This is a genomic window from Treponema sp. R6D11 (genome assembly GCF_054786075.1).
The window spans coordinates 1-941 of record NZ_BDHD01000483.1 but is presented as its reverse complement, the minus strand read 5'-3'; the positions used below and the strand labels follow the sequence as shown (position 1 = coordinate 941).

The 941-nt window shown below is 45.3% G+C and carries 1 pseudogene; it reads right to left on the bottom strand.

What is annotated here, in order from left to right:
- Positions 1–941, bottom strand: a pseudogene (locus ACYVTD_RS14125) (hypothetical protein); the annotation flags it as partial.

Sequence of the window (941 nt, the reverse complement as noted above, 5' to 3'; positions counted from 1 at the left end):
ATATTCGACCGAACGGCTCGCGGAACTTGAATCCGAGATTAACGGCGCGTCGGAAAAGGTCGTGGAACTTGAAAAAAAGCTCTTTCTTGAAATACGCGAACAGGTTAAAAGATTTATCCCCGTTGTCTCGCGCTCTTCGTTAAGATAATCCTCGATGTACTGCCTGCCCTTGTCCCGCATGGAACGGAACTGGTCAAGCTCCGCGTTAAAGCCGTCCTTTATCAAGTTGCCCTCGTTCAACACTACGGCGGGTTCCTCGCAAATTCCTTTTTCCAAAAGTTCCTTAATTTGCAAAAGAGGGTCAAAATTGTCCTCTTCGCCGCCTGACGTACTTTCAAAACTTATGTTCCCGGCGAACTTAAGCGCCATTACCGAGTTAAAACAATTAATGGCGTTCTTGACCGCGAGCATGTCCATGCCGTGCGCCTTGTCCATCGCAAGCCTTGAACAAAGACGCTCAAGGTCTGATGTCTTTCCCAATAGATCGCGTAACTTGCTTAAACGCCCCTGATCTCTGTATAGGTCTTCCACCATATCCAGACGTTTGTTAATTTTTTCCACATTGCGAAGCGGGTGCAAAATACGCCGCTTTAAAAGCCTGCGTCCCATGGAAGATTTGGTTTCGTCCATTACTTCCAAAAGTGAAAAACGAGGTTCTCCGTCTCTTTGGTTGTATAAAAGTTCAAGATTTCTTTGACTTGACTCGTCTATTCCCATATATTCGCTGTCGCGGTAAACTTTTATCGTTCTGATATGGCTTAGTATACTTTTTGCCGTTGTATCAAGGTAGTCTAAAAGCGCCCCTGCGGAAATTATTTCAGGTGAATTTTCTTCCATGCCGAAACTTTTTAAATTTGCGACGCCGAATTGTTTTTCAAGCCTTGATTTTGCCTGCGCGGGATCAAAAAACCAGTCTGCCCAGCGGTTTAATACGACAGACG